At 71.4% G+C, this 15418-nt stretch carries 16 protein-coding genes; 13 read left to right on the top strand and 3 right to left on the bottom strand.

The window, feature by feature from the left end:
• Positions 1–5 precede the first annotated feature (5 nt).
• The 12 genes from DEJ47_RS06715 to DEJ47_RS06660 all read left to right on the top strand — a co-directional run bounded on the left by DEJ47_RS06715 (position 6) and on the right by DEJ47_RS06660 (position 11752).
• Positions 6–1001 (top strand): helix-turn-helix transcriptional regulator, encoded by a 996-nt coding sequence (locus tag DEJ47_RS06715; RefSeq protein WP_150165870.1) that lies wholly within the window; start codon positions 6–8, stop codon positions 999–1001.
• A gap of 11 nt (positions 1002–1012) precedes the next feature.
• The gene (locus tag DEJ47_RS06710) at positions 1013–1282 is read left to right on the top strand and encodes a hypothetical protein (RefSeq protein WP_150175471.1); all 270 of its coding nucleotides are present in this window, start codon (positions 1013–1015) and stop codon (positions 1280–1282) included.
• Between the two features lie 9 nt (positions 1283–1291).
• Positions 1292–1489, top strand: a complete 198-nt coding sequence (locus DEJ47_RS06705) for a hypothetical protein (RefSeq protein WP_150165868.1) — start codon at positions 1292–1294, stop codon at positions 1487–1489.
• Between the two features lie 210 nt (positions 1490–1699).
• On the top strand, positions 1700–1984 hold the full coding sequence (gene tatA / locus DEJ47_RS06700) for a Sec-independent protein translocase subunit TatA (protein ID WP_150165866.1): 285 nt from the start codon (positions 1700–1702) through the stop codon (positions 1982–1984).
• A 95-nt stretch (positions 1985–2079) separates the two neighbouring features.
• A complete protein-coding gene (gene tatC, locus DEJ47_RS06695) occupies positions 2080–2973 on the top strand; it encodes a twin-arginine translocase subunit TatC (RefSeq protein WP_150175470.1) in 894 nt (297 codons plus the stop codon).
• 44 nt (positions 2974–3017) lie between these two features.
• Positions 3018–3908, top strand: a complete 891-nt coding sequence (locus DEJ47_RS06690; RefSeq protein ID WP_150165864.1) for a diacylglycerol kinase — start codon at positions 3018–3020, stop codon at positions 3906–3908.
• A gap of 95 nt (positions 3909–4003) precedes the next feature.
• Entirely contained in the window at positions 4004–6814 is a 2811-nt protein-coding gene (locus DEJ47_RS06685; protein WP_150165862.1) for a DEAD/DEAH box helicase, read from the top strand.
• 354 nt (positions 6815–7168) lie between these two features.
• A complete protein-coding gene (locus DEJ47_RS06680) occupies positions 7169–8776 on the top strand; it encodes a sensor histidine kinase (protein WP_202457236.1) in 1608 nt (535 codons plus the stop codon).
• A complete protein-coding gene (locus DEJ47_RS06675; protein WP_055556816.1) occupies positions 8773–9180 on the top strand; it encodes a roadblock/LC7 domain-containing protein in 408 nt (135 codons plus the stop codon). Before DEJ47_RS06680 ends, DEJ47_RS06675 begins: the two co-directional genes overlap by 4 nt.
• Entirely contained in the window at positions 9177–9590 is a 414-nt protein-coding gene (locus DEJ47_RS06670; protein ID WP_150165858.1) for a DUF742 domain-containing protein, read from the top strand. Before DEJ47_RS06675 ends, DEJ47_RS06670 begins: the two co-directional genes overlap by 4 nt.
• Positions 9571–10194 carry a GTP-binding protein gene (locus DEJ47_RS06665; RefSeq protein WP_150165856.1) on the top strand — a complete coding sequence of 208 codons (624 nt, stop codon included), beginning with the start codon at positions 9571–9573 and terminating at the stop codon, positions 10192–10194. The genes DEJ47_RS06670 and DEJ47_RS06665 overlap by 20 nt, the downstream gene beginning before the upstream one ends.
• A 76-nt stretch (positions 10195–10270) precedes the next feature.
• Complete coding sequence (locus tag DEJ47_RS06660; RefSeq protein ID WP_150165854.1) at positions 10271–11752, top strand: cytochrome P450; 1482 nt, start codon at positions 10271–10273, stop codon at positions 11750–11752.
• A gap of 6 nt (positions 11753–11758) precedes the next feature.
• Here DEJ47_RS06660 and DEJ47_RS06655 read toward each other — a convergent pair whose 3' ends face one another.
• Entirely contained in the window at positions 11759–12706 is a 948-nt protein-coding gene (locus DEJ47_RS06655; protein ID WP_150165852.1) for an RluA family pseudouridine synthase, read from the bottom strand.
• 180 nt (positions 12707–12886) lie between these two features.
• On the opposite strand from DEJ47_RS06655, the gene DEJ47_RS06650 reads away from it, so the two are divergent.
• Positions 12887–13486, top strand: a complete 600-nt coding sequence (locus DEJ47_RS06650; protein ID WP_150165850.1) for a GNAT family N-acetyltransferase — start codon at positions 12887–12889, stop codon at positions 13484–13486.
• 98 nt (positions 13487–13584) lie between these two features.
• On the opposite strand, the gene DEJ47_RS06645 is transcribed toward DEJ47_RS06650, so the two are convergent.
• Both DEJ47_RS06645 and DEJ47_RS06640 read right to left on the bottom strand, forming a co-directional pair.
• Positions 13585–14421 (bottom strand): siderophore-interacting protein, encoded by an 837-nt coding sequence (locus DEJ47_RS06645; protein ID WP_150165848.1) that lies wholly within the window; start codon positions 14419–14421, stop codon positions 13585–13587.
• Positions 14422–14483: 62 nt separating this feature from the next.
• Entirely contained in the window at positions 14484–15389 is a 906-nt protein-coding gene (locus tag DEJ47_RS06640) for a 5'-3' exonuclease (RefSeq protein ID WP_190415299.1), read from the bottom strand.
• Positions 15390–15418 lie beyond the last annotated feature (29 nt).

Genomic DNA, 15418 nt, shown 5'->3' with positions numbered 1-15418 from the left:
GAGCAATGGCCTCGAACGCCATCGACCAGACGCGGCGGATGCTGTCGCTGGTGACCTATCTGCGGGAGCGCCCCGGGGCGCACGTCGGCGACGTCGCCCGCGCCTTCGGGATCAGCACGGACGAGCTGATCTCCGACCTCGACGTGCTGCCGCTGTGCGGGACGAGCTTCCGCGGCGGTGACCTCCTGGACATCGACACCGACGGCGACCGCATCTGGTGGCACAACCCCGACGACGTGGCGGCGCCGCTGCGCCTGGCCGCCGACGAGGCGACCGCCCTCCTCGTCGCCGCCCGCGCGGTGTCCACCCTGCCCGGACTGCGCGAGAGCGACCGCCTCGCGCTGCTGCGTGCCACCGCGAAGCTGGAGACCGCGGCCGGCGAGGCGGCGGGCGCCAGCTCCCGCCTGTCGGTGACGTTCGAGTCCGAAGGCGGCGTCTTCGCCGACGTCGACCGGGCCATCTCCGAGCGCCGCAGGCTCTGGATCCGCTACTACTCGCCGGCGCGCGACGAGCTCACCGAGCGGGAGATCGACCCCATCCGCCTGGTCAGCGTCGGCCACACCTACGTAGAGGCGTGGTGCCGCCGCTCCGAGGCGCGGCGCACCTTCCGCCTGGACCGGGTCGCCGAGATCAAGATCCTCGACGAGCCGTCCGCGCCGCCCGAGGTGGAGCTGCGCGACCTCTCCGAAGGGCTGGTGCAGCCCGCCGCCGAGGACCCGGAGGTCGTCGTCGAGGTGGGACCCGGCGGCCGCTGGGTCGCCGAGTACTACCCGCACGACAGCGCCGAGGAACTGCCCGACGGCGGCCTGCGGATCACGCTGCGCACTCCCGACCCGGCCTCGCTGCGGCGCCTCGCGCTGCGGCTCGGCAGGGACGGGCGGATCGTGTCGCCAGCCCAGCTCGCCGACAGCGCGCGGGAGGCGGCCCGTGAGGCCCTCGACGCGTACGAGCGGGAACTCGCGGCGTACGAGGAACGCGACGGTCAGGAGGCGGGACGTTGAGCACACCGACGATGTCCGGACTTCCGGGGGTGCCGTCGCAGCCGCAGCGGTCCGGTCCCGCCCCCGTCCTCTTCACGGCCGCCTGCCCCGACTGCCGTGCCCGCTTCGAGTTGTCCGCCGGCGCGCTGCGCCTCGCCATCGGTGCGAGCGCCCGCACCACCTTCTACTCGTTCACGTGCCCGGAGTGCGAGGCCGCGGTGCGCAAGCCCGCGGGCGAGCGGATCGTCGAACTCCTCACCGGTGGCGGGGTGCGGACACTGCGCCTGCACTCGACCGTCTAGGCTCGGCGCATGTTCTGGGCGATGCTCGCGATCGCGGCGGGCTTCTTGGGCCTCGCCGTCCTCGGCGTACTGGCGATCAAGGTGTTTGTGGAGGCGCAGCGTCTCGCTAGTCAAGTGACCGAGACCACACGGCAGATCAACCGGGCGGCGGAGGACCTGGAGAAGGCAGCGGCCGGTGTGGCCCGTGCGGGCCGCGGGGCTCTTTAGCGTCCGCGGCCTGTCGGCTCCCGGAGGTGGACGGGTACGCTGCGAAGACGGCCCGGGATCGAGGCGGGGGCCGTACTCGGAGTATGCGCGGGGATTGCCGAGCGTTTACCCCGGGGGGTTACGATCGCTGCCATGCGCGGGAGATCGGATATATGTCCGGTCTGCCGAGCAACCAGACTCCTGTCGCCTCGGTGAAGAAGGTAAACAGCTATGGGTAGGCTCGGCCCCACCGAGATCATCCTCATCCTCGTCGTCATCGTCCTGCTCTTCGGTGCGAAGAAGCTGCCCGACATGGCGCGCTCCCTCGGCAAGTCGGCCCGCATCCTCAAGAGCGAGGCCAAGGCCATGAAGTCCGAGAGCAAGGACGACACCGCCGCCCCGGCCGACCCGCCGAGCGACCCGGCCGTCCAGAAGCGCACGATCCAGGCTGCCCCCGGCGACGTGACCAGCTCGCGCCCGGTCACCGAGCCGACCGACCGTACGACGCAGCGCTGATCCAGGGCCGGCGCCGACGGCCGGCCTGCCGCACGAGATGAGGACGTGGGTTGCTCAAGTCTGCCCGCAAGAAGGAGAAGGACCCCGAGGGGCGGATGTCCCTCGCGGAGCACCTTCGCGAGCTCCGCAACCGGCTCGCCAAGGGGCTCCTCGCCATCACGGTCGTGTCGATCGTGGCGGCGTTCTACAGCCAGGAACTGATGGAGTTCCTGGCTGACCCCGTGCCGCGCTGCGAGCCCGGCATGAAGGAGACCGGTGGCCACTGCGCGACCGTGACCTTCAACGACCTGCTCTCGCCCTTCACCACCACGGTGAAGGTCAGCCTCATGGTCGGCATAATCGTCTCCAGCCCGATCTGGCTGTACCAGCTGTGGGCGTTCGTCGCGCCCGGTCTGCACAAGAACGAGCGCAAGTACACGTACTGGTTCGTGTCCGCCGCCGTGCCGCTCTTCTTCGGAGGCGCCTGGCTCGCGTACACGATCCTCCCCGTCAGCATGCGCGTGCTGCTCGGCATCACACCCGACGGCGCGGCGAACCTGCTGCCGATGGACAAGATCCTCGACTTCACGGTCAGGATGGTCCTGGTCTTCGGCGCCTCGTTCGAGCTCCCGTTGTTGCTGGTGATGCTCAACATGACGGGCATCGTGACCGGCCGCCGCATGCTCACCTGGTGGCGCGGCGTCGTCATGGGTGTCTTCATCTTCGGCGCGGTGGCGACCCCGACGACCGACCCGGTGGGCATGATCGCGCTCGCGGGTCCGATCGTCGTCCTGTACTTCATCGCGGTCGGCATTTCGTTCCTCAACGACAGTCGCCGCCGCCGCAACGACCCCGACGCCGAGCTCGACGACGACGAGGCGTCCGACCTCGACCTGACACCGCAGGCCGTCGGCGACGTCGAAGCGGTACGGCCGCCCCGGGCGCTGCCCGAGCAGGCGGGCACCGGACGGAACGATCAGCGGGTGAACGGTTTCGACGACGTGACCTGACGTTGCTAGGGTCCTCCCTCAAACTCCGTCCGGGGGGACCCCTAGTGACCAGCGAGATCACTCTCTTCGTCAATCCCACCGCGGGCCGCGGCCGGGGCGCCCACGCGGCGCAGCCGGCCGCTTCCGCTCTGCGGGCCCGCGGCTTCTCCGTGCGCACGGTCATCGGTGAGGACGCCCCCGACGCGCTGCGGCGGGCCCGTGCCGCCGTGGAGGGCGGCACGGGGGCGCTCATAGCCGTCGGCGGCGACGGCATGGCGAGCCTCGCGCTGCAGGCCGTCGCCGGGACGCGCACCCCGCTGGGCGTGATCGCCGTGGGGACCGGCAACGACTTCGCGCGGGCCCTCGGCCTGCCCGTGCGCGAGCCGGCCGCCGCGGGGGAGCTCGTCGCCGAGGCGCTGAAGGGGGCACGCACGCGCGACGTCGACCTGGGGAGGGTCGGCGGGACGTGGTTCGGGACCGTGCTCGCCTCCGGCTTCGACTCGCGGGTCAACGACCGCGGCAACCGGATGCGATGGCCCACGGGGCGCTTCAAGTACGACCTGGCGATGGTCGTGGAGCTCGCGGCGTTCCGTCCCGTCCCGTACCGCATCACCCTGGACGGCGGCGCCGTCCACGAGGTCGAGGCGACGCTCGTCGCGGTCGGCAACGGAACCTCGTACGGCGGCGGCATGCGGATCTGCGCCGGGGCCGACATGAGCGACGGTCTCTTCGACGTCACCGTGGTCGGCGACTGCAGCCGCACGACGCTCCTCAAGGTCTTCCCCAAGGTCTACAAGGGAACGCACCTGGACCACCCGAAGGTCACCGTGCACCGGGCGGCCCGGGTCGAGCTCGCCGCCCCGGGCATCACCGGATACGCGGACGGGGAACCGCTCGGCGCGCTGCCGCTGACCGCGGAGTGCGTGCCCGGAGCCGTGCGCGTCCTCGGGCCGTGAGCGCCGCGGCGCACGCCGCGTGAGCTGGCGCGTTCCACCCCTGTTCCGATAATGATCGTCTGTTGTCAGTGGTGGCCGGTAGTCTCGAAAGCACGATGACAGAGGACCTCTCACCGGCCGAGCGGTACGCGGCGGCGCGCAAGCGCGCTGCCGAGCAGGCCACCGCACTCGCGTCCTTCCGCGAGATGTACGAATTCGGCCTCGACCCCTTCCAGATCGAGGCGTGCCAGGCGCTGGAGGCGGGCAAGGGCGTGCTCGTGGCCGCCCCCACGGGATCGGGCAAGACGATCGTCGGCGAGTTCGCCGTGCACCTCGCCCTGCTGCAGGGCAAGAAGTGTTTCTACACCACGCCGATCAAGGCGCTCTCCAACCAGAAGTACTCCGACCTCGCCAAGCGGTACGGCGCGGACAAGGTGGGCCTGCTCACCGGCGACAACAGCGTCAACAGTGACGCCCCGGTGGTCGTCATGACCACCGAAGTCCTGCGGAACATGCTGTATTCGGGCTCGCAGTCGTTGCTGAACCTCGGCTATGTGGTCATGGACGAGGTGCACTACCTCTCCGACCGCTTCCGCGGCGCCGTCTGGGAGGAAGTGATCATCCACCTCCAGGAGTCGGTGACGCTGGTCTCCCTGTCGGCGACGGTGTCGAACGCGGAGGAGTTCGGCGACTGGCTCGACACGGTCCGCGGCGACACCGAGGTGATCGTCTCCGAGCACCGGCCCGTGCCGCTGTTCCAGCACGTGCTGGCAGGGCGCCGGATGTACGACCTCTTCGAGGAGGGCGAGGGCCAGAAGAAGGCGGTCAACCCGGACCTGACGCGCATGGCGCGGATGGAGGCCAGCCGGTCGTACAACCCGCGTGACCGCCGCAAGGGCAAGATGATCCGTGAGGCCGACCGCGAGCGGGAGCGCAGGCAGCGGTCGCGGATCTGGACGCCGGGCCGGCCCGAGGTCATCGAGCGGCTCGACGCGGAGGGCCTGCTGCCCGCCATCACGTTCATCTTCAGCCGGGCGGGCTGTGAGGCCGCGGTCCAGCAGTGTCTGTACGCGGGGCTCAGGCTGAACGACGACGAGGCGCGGATGACGGTCCGCGGGATCGTCGAGGACCGCACGTCCTCCATCCCGAACGAGGACCTCCACGTCCTCGGCTACTACGAATGGCTGGAGGGTCTGGAGCGCGGCATCGCGGCGCACCACGCGGGCATGCTGCCGACCTTCAAGGAGGTCGTCGAGGAGCTCTTCGTGCGCGGCCTGGTCAAGGCGGTCTTCGCCACCGAGACCCTCGCACTCGGCATCAACATGCCCGCGCGCAGCGTGGTGCTGGAGAAGCTCGTCAAGTGGAACGGCGAGCAGCACGCCGACATCACCCCGGGTGAGTACACGCAGTTGACGGGCCGTGCCGGGCGCCGCGGCATCGACGTGGAGGGGCACGCGGTGGTGCTCTGGCAGCGTGCCATGAGCCCCGAGCACCTGGCGGGTCTCGCCGGGACGCGCACGTACCCGCTGCGGTCCAGCTTCAAGCCGTCGTACAACATGGCGGTGAACCTGGTCGAGCAGTTCGGGCGGCACCGCTCGCGCGAGCTCCTGGAGACGTCGTTCGCGCAGTTCCAGGCCGACAAGTCGGTCGTCGGCATCTCCCGTCAGGTGCAGAAGAACGAAGCGGGGCTCGAGGGCTACAAGGCCTCCATGACCTGCCACCTGGGCGACTTCGACGAGTACGCGCGGCTGCGCCGCGAGCTGAAGGACCGCGAGAACGAGCTGGCCAAGCAGGGCGCAGCGCAGCGCAGGGCCGCCGCTGCCGCCGCCCTGGAGAAGCTGAAGCCGGGGGACGTCATCCACGTGCCCACGGGGAAGTACGCGGGCCTGGCGCTCGTCCTGGACCCGGGGCTGCCGGCCGGGCGGGCCAACGGTCACCGCGGGTTCGACCACGTCGACGGGCCGCGGCCGCTGGTGCTCACGGCCGAGCGGCAGGTCAAGCGGCTCGCGGCCATGGACTTCCCGGTGCCGGTCGAGGCGCTGGAGCGGATGCGCATCCCCAAGTCGTTCAACGCGCGCTCCCCGCAGTCCCGCAGGGACCTGGCGTCCGCGTTGCGCACCAAGGCCGGGCACATCGTCCCGGACCGGCACCGCAAGGGCCGTGCGACGGCCGCCGACGACCAGGAGATCGCCCGCCTGCGCGCGGAACTGCGCGCGCACCCCTGCCACGGCTGCGACGAGCGCGAGGACCACGCGCGCTGGGCCGAGCGGTACCACCGCCTCAAGCGCGACACCGCGCAGCTGGAGCGCCGCATCGAGGGGCGCACGAACACGATCGCCCGCACCTTCGACCGGATCGTCGCGCTCCTCACCGAGCTCGACTATCTGCGGGGCGACGAGGTCACCGAGCACGGCAAGCGGCTCGCCCGGTTGTACGGGGAGCTGGACCTGCTGGCCAGCGAGTGCCTGCGGGCGGGGGTGTGGGAGGGCCTGAGCCCGGCCGAACTGGCCGCGTGTGTCTCGGCGTTGGTGTACGAGGCGCGGGTCGGCGACGACGCGCTGGCGCCCAAGCTGCCGTCCGGCGCGGCGAAGGCGGCGCTGGGTGAGATGGTGCGCATCTGGGGCCGGCTCGACGGCCTCGAGGAAGAGTTCAAGATCAGTCAGACGGAGGGGGTCGGCCAGCGGGAGCCCGACCTCGGCTTCGCCTGGGCGGCGTACATGTGGGCCAATGACAAGGGCCTGGACGAGGTGCTGCGCGAGGCGGAGATGCCGGCCGGTGACTTCGTGCGCTGGTGCAAGCAGGTCATCGATGTCCTCGGGCAGATCTCGGCCGCGGCTCCGCGCGAGGGGAGCACGGTCGCGAAGAACGCCCGCAAGGCCGTCGATCAGCTTCTGCGGGGCGTGGTGGCGTACAGCTCGGTGGGCTGAGCCGGATCTTCGTCGCGCCGCGGGCGCGTTCCTCGACCAACTCGGTCGTGGGGCGCGCCCGTTCGGTGTTTTACGACGTTTTCGAGGCGTCACTGCCTGTGTTCGAACGATTGCCACCTGTGCAAAAGGGCAGAGTGTATGCCTCTTGGCGGGCCCTTTGCAGAGGGTTGCCGAATGTGACTCGGCGATGATTTCGGCGGACTAAGCTCGCCCGGAGCGCGGCGAGTTGAACGAGTTGCGACGGATTCGCGCGCTTGTTCCCAAATCTTTCGATCGTTCGTTTCGTCATTCCCCCTATGTTCTGTCATCCCCAAGACATCACATTCCCCCAAGACGAGTGTTCAGAGGGCATACATGGTGAGTGTTCAATCGCCTCCCGGTGGCCGAGAAGTCCCTTACGCGCGCGTGCTGTTGCTGCCCGCCATGCTGATGGCGGCCGCGACCGGAGCCGCCGTCGCCTCGGTGACGCCGCCGGCCCGGCCCGCCGTCACCTGGTGCGGCGCCGTCGCGACCCTCATGGTCATCGCGGTCGGCGCCGAAGCGGTGCGCCGCGGCCGGACCATCCGGGGGCAACGCGCGCAGTACGCACAGCGGCTCGCCTTCCTCGAACGGCGCATCGCCGCCCACGACGACGAGACCGTGCGCCTGGGCGCGGAGCTCCTGCCCGACGCGCTCTGGCGGCTCCGGCAGGGCGAAACGCCCGCGGATGTCGTCCGCAACGTCGTCGACAAAAACGAGGTCTACAGCGACCTCCCCGCCTCGCAACGCGACTTGCTGCGGTCCATCCTCGAAATCCTCGACAACGAGGAAGCGATGCGCGAATCCGCGCAGCGCGCCTTCGTCAACATCGCCCGGCGCGTCCAGTCGATCGTCCACCAGCAGGCCGCGGAGCTCCGTGAGATGGAGGAGTTCCACGGACGCAACCCCGAGGTCTTCGACGACCTGCTGCGCATCGACCACGGCACCGCTCTGATCGGCCGGCTCGCCGACTCCATCACGGTGCTCGGCGGCGCACGACCGGGCCGCCAGTGGCCCAAGCCCGTGCCCCTGTTCAGCGTGCTGCGCGGCGCGATGTCCCGCATCCTCGACTACCCCCGCGTGGAACTGCACTCCATCGCCGACGTCGCCATCCTCGGCACGTCCGTCGAACCGCTCATCCACGCCTGCGCCGAACTCCTCGACAACGCCACCCGGTACTCGCCCCCGCAGACCAAGGTGCACGTCACCGCCGTCGAGGTGCAGACCGGCATCGCCGTCGAGATCGAGGACGGCGGCGTCAGCCTCAGCGAGGAGGCGCGGGCCCGCGCCGAACGCATGCTGGCGCAGGCCCAGGCCGGCATCGACCTCAACGACCTCGGTGAGACGCCCCGCCTCGGCATGGCCGTCGTCGGACGCCTCTCCCAGATGTACAACCTCCAGGTCTCCCTGCGGCAGTCCGCGTACGGCGGTGTCCGCGCGGTGCTCATCGTGCCGCGCGAGATGATGACCACCGGGCCCGCGCCCGGCCTCGCCCACGGCATCGGCGCCTCCGCCGTGCCGCGCGTCGACAACGCCGGACGCACCATCGAGGAACCCGCCCGCAACATCCGCCGCAAGAAGCCCCGCGTCGTCACCGCGGGCCCGCCGCTGCGCTCCCCGCTCACCGCGACCATGCAGGACGACGTGCCCGAGGTCACCGAATGGACGGAGGGAGGCCTGCCGCAGCGCCGCAGCCGCGTCAAGATCTCCCTCGCCGAGCGGTACGCGCAGGAGGCCGAGGCCCAGCGCATCGCCGAGGCCCACGCCGCGGCCACCGCGTCGCCCCCCGCACCGCCCAAGCGGCAGGAACCCGAACCGGGCCTGTGGATCGAGGCGTTCATGAAGGGCGTCAAGGGTGATCCCGGCGCGGACCAGCCGGACGAGCCCGGTCCGGTGCCCCCGCAGAACAACCACGGCAGCGCCGACGAGAGGGACTGGCAGTGATCCAGCAACGCGCCAACTTCGACTGGATGCTGAAGGAGCTCGCCGACGGAGTGCCGCAGACCCGGCAGATCGTGGTGCTCTCGGCGGACGGCCTGCGCATCGCGCGCTACGGCGGCGACCCCGACGCGGCCGACCGCATCGCCGCCGCCTGCGCGGGCCTGCAGAGTCTCGCCGCAGCCGTCGCCACCGAGATCCCGCACAGCGACGGCGGCATGAAGATGGTCATCATCGAGATCAACGGCGGCTACTTCTACCTGATGGCCGCGGGCGCGGGCGCCTACCTCGCCGTGCTCGCCGACGAGACCGTCGACGCGGGCCTCATCGGCACCCGCATGCGTGACCTCGTGGTACGCATCGGGGCGCATCTGACCAGCCCGCCCCGGCGTGACGGGCAGGCCGTATGACTCCTCCGCAAGACTCCCCACGCGGCCCGCAACAGGGCGATGTCCCGCCGCAGGACGGGGCGCCTCCCCAGCGGGAGCGGCGCAGCCCCGAGAACCCGGAGCGGCTGTACATCCTCACGGGCGAGGACTCCGAGCGCGCGCCGCTCGACCTCGTCACCCTGATCGTCGCGCAGGGCGAGGCGTCCCCGACGGCGCAGCCGGAACACTCGGCGGTACTGCGGCTGTGCACCACGCCGCTGTCCGTCGCCGAGCTGTCGGCGTACATGGCGCTGCCGTTCTCCGTCGTGACCGTCGTCCTGACGGAGTTACTCGCGACCGAGCTCGTGCAGGCGCGCGCCCCCATCGTCCGCTCCGCGCTCCCCGACCGATCCCTCCTCGAAGCGGTGATGCATGGACTTCAGAAACTCTAGGAACACGGACACCATCACCGGCCCCCGCAGCGAGGACGTCCTGCCGCACACGGCCGCGGCCGCCGTGAAGGTCGTGATCGTGGGCGGGTTCGGGGTCGGCAAGACGACGATGGTCGGCTCGGTGAGCGAGATCCGCCCGCTGACCACCGAGGAGACGATGACCCAGGCGGGCATCGGCGTCGACGACAACTACGGCTCCGAGTCCAAGACGGCCACCACCGTGGCGATGGACTTCGGTCGCATCAGCATCTCCGAGGAGCTCGTCCTCTACCTCTTCGGCACCCCCGGCCAGGAACGCTTCTGGTTCCTGTGGAACGGCCTCTTCGAAGGGGCGCTCGGCGCGGTCGTGCTCATCGACACGCGCCGCCTGGAGGTCAGCTTCGACGTCATCGGCCGCCTGGAGGAGCGCGGTGTGCCGTTCGTCGTCGCCGTCAACGACTTCCCGGACGCGCCCCACCACCCGGTCGAGACCCTGCGCAGGGCCCTCGACCTGGAGGAGATCGTCCCGATCATGGCGTGCGACGCCCGCCGCAAGGAGTCCAGCCGGGACGTCCTGATGACGCTCATGCGCTACCTGCACTCCCTGACCGTGGCCCGCGTCTGACCGTGCCCCCACCCCTGTCCAGCCACCGCACCCTGCTCAGCCCGCCCCCTCCTCAGCCAAACCCGGAGCGACGACCGTGACGACCCCTCCCCCTTCCCCCTGGGCCGGCACCGACGACCTCGGTGCCGCACCCCCCGGCTGTCCCGCCCACGGCCTCGGCCCCGGAGGTCTGCGCCGCATCTACGGCCCGGAGGCGGACGCCGACCTCGCGGGCCTGTACGAGAAGCTCCGCGCCGAGCACGGCCCGGTCGCGCCCGTGCTGATCCACAACGACGTCCCGATGTGGGTCGTGCTCGGCCACAGCGAGAACCTCCACATGGTCCGCACGCCCTCGCAGTTCACCCGCGACTCGCGCACCTGGCGCGCCGTGCGGGACGGCACCGCGGGTCCCGACCACCCGCTCGCACCCGTCTTCACCTGGCAGCCGATGTGCAGCTTCGTCGAGGGCGACGAGCACCAGCGGCTGCGCGGCGCGGTCACCGGCGCCATGTCGGGCATCGACCACCGCGGCATCCGCCGCCACATCAACCGCTACACGAACCAACTGCTCAACGACTTCTGCCAGAACGGCCACGCCGACCTCGTCAGCCAGTTCGCCGAGCACCTGCCGATGATGGTGATGTGCCACGTCCTCGGCATGCCCGAGGAGTACAACGAACGGATGGTGCAGTCCGCCCGCGACATGATCAAGGGCACCGAGACCGCCATCGCGAGCAACGCGTACGTGATGGAGGTCCTGATGGGGCTGGTGGCGCGGCGCCGCGCCAACCCCGAGGAGGACTTCACCAGCAGCCTCATCGCCCACCCCGCGCAGCTCACCGACGACGAGGTCGGCGCGCACCTGCGCCTCGTGCTCATCGCCGCGTACGAGGCCACCGCCAACCTCATCGCGAACGTCGTGCGGATGGTCCTCACCGACCCGCGTTTCAGGGCGCAGCTCAGCGGCGGGCAGATGACGGTTCCCGAGGCGGTCGAGCAGTCCCTGTGGGACGAACCGCCGTTCAGCGCGATGGTCGGCTACTTCGCGAAGCAGGACACCCAGCTCGGCGGTCAGCGCATCCGCGCGGGCGACGGCCTGATCATGGGCATCGCGCCGGGCAACGTCGACCCCGTCGTCCGGCCCGATCTCGCCGCCAACATGCAGGGCAACCGGTCGCACCTGGCGTTCAGCGGCGGCCCGCACGAGTGCCCGGGTCAGGACATCGGCCGCGCCATCGCCGACACCGGCGTCGACGCGCTCCTGATGCGTCTGCCCGACGTCGAACTCTCCATCGACGAGCGGGATCTGCGGTGGACGTCGTCCATCATGTCGCGGCACCTCGTGGAGCTGCCGGTCAAGTTCGCGCCGCGCCCGCCGCAGGACGTCACGGCCCGCCCCTCTGCGCAGCTGCCGCCCCCGCGCAGGGACTGGCACGTGTCGTCCCCGGCACCGCGCCCTGCGGCGCCCGCCGTCCCGGCCGCCCCGCCGTCACCGGCGGCAGTCCAGGACCCGGCTCCCGAGACCGTCCGGCCCAAGGGGGCATGGCAGCGCTTCCTCATCTGGTGGCGCGGCTACTGAGTGCGGCTACTGCCGCGCCCAGGTGTCGTACGCCTCCCAGGCCTCCAGGGTGCGTCCGCTGGTGAAGCGGTGGGCGGCGCCCGTGACCGGGTCCGTGAACTCCAGGACGCGCGCCAGGAGTTGCAGGGGCCGCCGGAAATCGCCCGGCGGCACGGGCCCGGCCACCACCGGATAGAGGGGGTCGCCGAGGATCGGCAGGCCCAACGCGTTCATGTGGACGCGGAGTTGGTGGGTGCGGCCGGTGTGCGGGGTCAGGCGGTAGCGGCCGAGGCCGGCGCGGTGCTCGACGAGTTCGATCCGGCTCTCGCTGTTGGGCTCGGCGCCCCCCACCTCGTACGCGGCGATGATCCCGGGCTCCTTCACGATGTGGCTGCGGACGGTGCGGGGCAGCGCGACGTCGGGGTCGTACGGGGCCACGGCCTCGTACTCCTTGCGCACGCGGCGGTCCCGGAACAGCGTCTGGTACGCGCCGCGTTCCTCGGGCCGCACCGTGAACAGGAGCAGCCCGGCGGTCAGCCGGTCCAGGCGGTGGGCGGCGCCGAGCGTCGGGATGCCGAGGTCCGTGCGGAGCCGGGCGAGTGCCGTCTGCGTGACGTGGCTGCCGCGGGGCATCGTCGCCAGGAAGTGCGGCTTGTCCACGACGACGATGTGCTCGTCGCGGTGGACGACGTCGAGGGCGAAGGGGACGGGGACCTCGGCGGGGAGGTCCCGGTGGAACCAGACGGAGGCGCCCGGCAGGTAGGGGGTGTCGGGGGTGACCGGTCCCCCGTCCGCGCCGACGAACCGGCCGTCCCGCACCATGGCGTCGACGACGCCGGACCCGACCGGGAGCCGCTCCACCAGGTAGGCGCGCACGGTCGGCCACGCCCCGTCGGCCGGCAGGGCGACCCGGACGGGGTCGATGCCGTCGCGCTGGGGGAGCGGGGCGGGCGGCAGGCGGCGCTTACGTCTCATCAGAGGGTCAGCGTACGGGGCGTCGCAGGTCACGGGGGGTGCGGGCGGGGGTGCTTGGGGTGTTCGTGGATCTTCGGGGGCGGGCGGGTGTGCGGGGCGCGCGGGCTTCGGCCCGGCAGGCTCATGTGCGCCCCGGAAAACCACTGCCGTCGCCCGTGTCCCCGCTGACACGATGCGCCCATGCCTTTCAAGATCTCCGACATCGTCGCGGCCGGCACCCTGGCCCGCCGCGCGCAGCCGACGCTGCCCGCCCCCGGCGGCCTGGTTCTGCGCCCCTGGTCGACCTCCGACGTGCCCGCGGTGTACGAGGCGTTCCAGGACCCCGTTATACAGCGCTGGCACGCGCGCGTGGCCGACTCGGAGAGCGAGGTGCGCGGCTGGATAGAGGGCTGGCGCAAGGCGTGGGCGGACGAGCGCGACGCGTACTGGGCGATCGCGGACGCCGGGACCGACGAGGTGGTGGGCCGGGTCGCGCTGCGCTGCATCGTCCTCGCGGACGGCCAGGCGGAGGTCGCGTACTGGACGATGCCGTCGGCCCGCGGCCGCCGCATCGCCCCCCGAGCCGTCGAGGCGCTCTCGACGTGGGCGTTCGACGAGGTGGGCCTGCACCGTCTGGAACTGACCCACTCCACGGCGAACGAGGCGTCGTGCCGCGTGGCCCTGAAGACGGGGTTCGCGGTGGAGGGCACGAAGCGGAGCGCGCTGCTGCACGAGGACGGGTGGCATGACATGCATCTGCATGCGCGGATCAGGGGGGAGGGGAAGGGCGGGGTGGCATAGAGACCGCCACCCCCAGGCTCGGGCCGCCGCCCCCAGGCTCGGGCCGCCGCCCTCGGGCTCGGGCCGCCACCCCCAGGCTCGGGCCGCCGGTCCGCGTGTCAGGCCGCCTTCTCCTGCTCCGCCTCCACCTGCGCGTTCCACTCCCGCTTCGACGCCTGCCAGCCGTCCTCGTTGTGGCCGAGGCGCCAGTAGCCGGAGATGGAGAGCTGCTCGCGGGGGATCTCGCGTTCCATGCGGAGGTAGCGGCGGAGTTCCTTCACGAAGCCCGCCTCGCCGTGGACGAAGGCCTGGAGGGTGCCCGGGGGGAACTCCAGGGAGCGGACGGCCTCGATGAGGAGTTCGCCGACCGGGCGGCCGCCGCGGTGCAGCCAGGTGATGTCCGCGGCCGTGGCGATCTTCTGCTCTTCCTCCGGGCCCTCGACCTCGATGAAGATGCGGGCCGCCGCGCCTTCGGGCAGGGCCTCCGCCGCCGCGGCGATCGCGGGCAGCGCGCTCTCGTCGCCGGCGAGCAGGTGCCAGTCGGCGTCCACGTCCGGGGCGTACGCGCCGCCCGGCCCGAGGAAGCGCACCGTGGCGCCCGGCCGGACGTCGCGGGCCCACGGCCCTGCGAGGCCCTCGTCGCCGTGGATCACGAAGTCCAGGGCGAGCTCGCGGGTCGCGGGGTCCCATGAGCGCACCGTGTACGTGCGGGTGACCGGCCACTGGTCGCGGGGGAACTCCTCGCGGATCCGCTGCATGTCGAAGGGCTCGGGATAGGTGACGCCCTCCGCGTCGAAGAGCAGCTTCACGTAGTGGTCGGTGCAGTCGCCGGCCGTGAACTCGGCGAGGCCCTCGCCGCCGAGGACCACCCGCTGCATGTGCGGGGTCAGCCGCTCCGTGCGGACGACCTGCGCGACATGGGCCTTCGGTGCTTTGCGTGCCGGACGTTCTGCCATGGCGGCGGCTCCCCTGATCCACAAATGATCCACAAGTACTTAGGTTTACCTAAGCTAACACCTCAGGGGGTGAGGGTGGAGAGCAGTCGCTGCAGTGCGCCGCCCAGGTTCCAGCGGGCCGCGAGGTCGTCCAGGGCGGCCGGGTCACGGGGGGTGTGCGGAAGGGTGGTGTCCACTTCCGGCAGGGGGACGTCGTCCGCCACGCGTACGACCTTCGGCGCGACCGCCACGTACGCGCGCGACTCGTCGAGCCGCCTGCGCTGCGACGGAGTGAGCTTCGACTTCGGGTCGTCGACCGCCGCCATGATTCCGGCGAGGTCGCCGTAGGCGTCCAGGAGCTTGGCAGCCGTCTTCTCGCCGATGCCCGGGACGCCCGGCAGGCCGTCGCTGGGGTCACCGCGCAGCAGCGCCAGATCGACGTAGCCCGGCCCGTCCACGCCGTACTTCTCCCGGAGCCACGCCTCGTCCGTCGTCTGGAGCGTGCCGACACCCTTGAGGGGATAGAGGACGCGGACGCCGCGCTTGTCGTCGACCAGCTGGTACAGGTCGCGGTCGCCGGTGACGATGTCGACCGGGCCGGTGGCGCGCGCCGTGAACGTGCCGATCACGTCGTCCGCCTCGTACGCCGCCACGCCCACGCGTGCGATGCCGAGCGCGTCGAGGACCTCCTCGATGACCGGTACCTGCGGCGAGAGGGTGTCCGGGATCTCCTCGGCGTCCGTGCCGCTCTCGACCTCCTCGGCGACGCGGTGCGCCTTGTAGGAGGGGATGAGCTCGACGCGCCAGTGCGGGCGCCAGTCCGCGTCCATGCAGGCGACGAGGTCGTCCGGCCGGTGGTCCTGGACGAGGCGCGTGATGAAGTCGAGCAGCCCGCGCACGGCGTTGACCGGAGTGCCGTCCGGGGCCTTCACGGACTCCGGGACGCCGAAGTACGCCCTGAAGTAGAGGGAGGCCGTGTCGAGAAGCATGAGCCGTCGTGTTCGCTGAGTCACATCGC

Source organism: Streptomyces venezuelae, from assembly GCF_008642355.1.
Lineage (GTDB): Bacteria > Actinomycetota > Actinomycetes > Streptomycetales > Streptomycetaceae > Streptomyces > Streptomyces venezuelae_B.
The sequence above is the reverse complement of the archived record's forward strand: the minus strand, read 5'-3'. Positions and strand labels throughout refer to the sequence as shown.

Bases quoted from the DNA above. Each gene is read 5' to 3' on its own strand.
- DEJ47_RS06715 (WP_150165870.1), top strand. From the start codon at position 6: ATGGCCTCGAACGCCATCGACCAGACGCGGCGGATGCTGTCGCTGGTG.
- DEJ47_RS06710 (WP_150175471.1), top strand. From the start codon at position 1,013: ATGTCCGGACTTCCGGGGGTGCCGTCGCAGCCGCAGCGGTCCGGTCCC.
- DEJ47_RS06705 (WP_150165868.1), top strand. From the start codon at position 1,292: ATGTTCTGGGCGATGCTCGCGATCGCGGCGGGCTTCTTGGGCCTCGCC.
- tatA (WP_150165866.1), top strand. From the start codon at position 1,700: ATGGGTAGGCTCGGCCCCACCGAGATCATCCTCATCCTCGTCGTCATC.
- tatC (WP_150175470.1), top strand. From the start codon at position 2,080: ATGTCCCTCGCGGAGCACCTTCGCGAGCTCCGCAACCGGCTCGCCAAG.
- DEJ47_RS06685 (WP_150165862.1), top strand. From the start codon at position 4,004: ATGACAGAGGACCTCTCACCGGCCGAGCGGTACGCGGCGGCGCGCAAG.
- DEJ47_RS06680 (WP_202457236.1), top strand. From the start codon at position 7,169: ATGGTGAGTGTTCAATCGCCTCCCGGTGGCCGAGAAGTCCCTTACGCG.
- DEJ47_RS06670 (WP_150165858.1), top strand. From the start codon at position 9,177: ATGACTCCTCCGCAAGACTCCCCACGCGGCCCGCAACAGGGCGATGTC.
- DEJ47_RS06665 (WP_150165856.1), top strand. From the start codon at position 9,571: ATGGACTTCAGAAACTCTAGGAACACGGACACCATCACCGGCCCCCGC.
- DEJ47_RS06655 (WP_150165852.1), bottom strand. From the start codon at position 12,706: ATGAGACGTAAGCGCCGCCTGCCGCCCGCCCCGCTCCCCCAGCGCGAC.
- DEJ47_RS06650 (WP_150165850.1), top strand. From the start codon at position 12,887: ATGCCTTTCAAGATCTCCGACATCGTCGCGGCCGGCACCCTGGCCCGC.
- DEJ47_RS06645 (WP_150165848.1), bottom strand. From the start codon at position 14,421: ATGGCAGAACGTCCGGCACGCAAAGCACCGAAGGCCCATGTCGCGCAG.
- DEJ47_RS06640 (WP_190415299.1), bottom strand. From the start codon at position 15,389: ATGCTTCTCGACACGGCCTCCCTCTACTTCAGGGCGTACTTCGGCGTC.